The organism is Hymenobacter glacialis (assembly GCF_001816165.1).
Taxonomy (GTDB): Bacteria; Bacteroidota; Bacteroidia; order Cytophagales; family Hymenobacteraceae; genus Hymenobacter; species Hymenobacter glacialis.
Window position 1 is genome coordinate 1 of the sequence record NZ_MDZC01000107.1, and the last position, 1555, is coordinate 1555.

2 protein-coding genes are annotated in these 1555 nt (G+C 47.6%); both read right to left on the reverse strand.

Annotation, left to right across the window (positions count from 1 at the left end; translation table 11 throughout):
• Positions 1 to 391 (reverse strand): transposase (locus tag BEN48_RS15555; protein ID WP_141764570.1); only part of this gene is annotated, 391 nt, incomplete at its 3' end.
• 43 nt (positions 392 to 434) lie between these two features.
• Entirely contained in the window at positions 435 to 1382 is a 948-nt protein-coding gene (locus tag BEN48_RS15560; RefSeq protein ID WP_070735903.1) for a glycosyltransferase family 2 protein, read from the reverse strand.
• Positions 1383 to 1555 lie beyond the last annotated feature (173 nt).

Consider the following 1555-nt stretch of genomic DNA (forward strand, 5'->3'; position numbering starts at 1 on the left):
TTTTTTCGATGAGTTCCACGGCGATGGGCAGGGCCAGCTCGCCGGCCTGGTAGAGTAGGCTGACGAAATTGAGGCCCTTGACGAAGCGGCCCTTGCTATGGTCCCAGTGGGTGCAAATCAACGCACTCGGGTCCGTGTGGGCCTTTTCCAGGATGGAATCATCCACGAGTAGCACCGCAAAGTCGTCGTCCGCCCGCTGCTGCTCGGCCGCGCGAATCACCGGCTTGGCCTGCTTCCAGACCTGCTCAGAGTCCAGATACGAACTACTCAGCCAGCGCGTGACCTGGTCGTGACTCACGGCCCCATCCAGCAGCCGTGATAAACCCGTGGCCGACGTTTGACCCGTCGAACTAATCAGGTAATCTGTGTACAAATCCAGTGTGCAACTCATCACCAAACGTAAATCACTCCCCTAAATATCCGCGTAACATCAGTTACTGAAGATTTACTAATTCGTCAACCAAATAAATAGGACGATTTTTTACTTGCTCAAATGTTTTGCCCACATATAATCCCACTATGCCCAAAACTGATAAACTAAGGCCTGCGAAGAACCATATAGATATAATAATACTAGTGTATCCTGGTTCCCATATATACCCAAGTAAGTAGCGTATCAACGTTATAATTACGAAAACCAGAGCCGTTGCTGAGATGCATAACCCCAGCTTTATAGTAAGTCTCAGCGGCTTGTCAGAATAAGCCAATATGATATCAAGCGCCAAATTGAGCAGGCGTCTTAGGTTATAGCTGCTACTGCCTTCAGGACGTTCAGCATGGGCTACATTCAAGTCACTCGTCCGAAATCCTACCCAGCGTACCATCGTAGGAAAGTAACGGATACTCTCACGCATGGCTAGTACAGCACTTATCACTTTGCTATGATAAATGCCGAAATTCGCAACGGCTGGGTCTTGTTTGGTTTCAGTTAGATAAGACAAAACCTTATAAAACCAATGAGAGCCCGCTCGCTTCAGCCACGAATCTTGGCGCTCTACGCGTCTGGCAAACACTAAGTCAAAGGATCCTTCAGTAGCGTGTTCGTACAACCTAGGGATCTCCTCGGGCTGATCCTGCAGGTCGCAATCCATCACCACAATCCATTCGCCTTTCGCTTGCTCGAGGCCTGCTGTAATGGCCTTATGCTGCCCAAAGTTTCGTGACAAGCGCACGCCACGTATACGTGGGTCGCGCAGCGCCTGTGCGGCGATGAGTTGCCATGAGTTATCAGGGCCACGATCATCTACCAAAATTATTTCATAGTTGTGCGTAATGGTTTCCAAGCTAACTTGAAGGCGGCGTACTAATTCATTAATTAAATTTTCTGCTTTGTAAACGGGACTAACAATAGAAATTAAAACATCTTTTGTATTTGCTGTCATATTTCTGTGCAAAGCTGTTCGAATGATTAGAGATAAGCTCGAATCAATTCACAGTGTTCATGTTCTTTTTAGTTAACTGATGTTACGCGGTGAATTGAGCTAACTCTTGATTCATGGCTTTTAGGCCCGCCAAATAGAGTTGGGCTTTGAGGCGAAAATGGCCGATTCCGTGC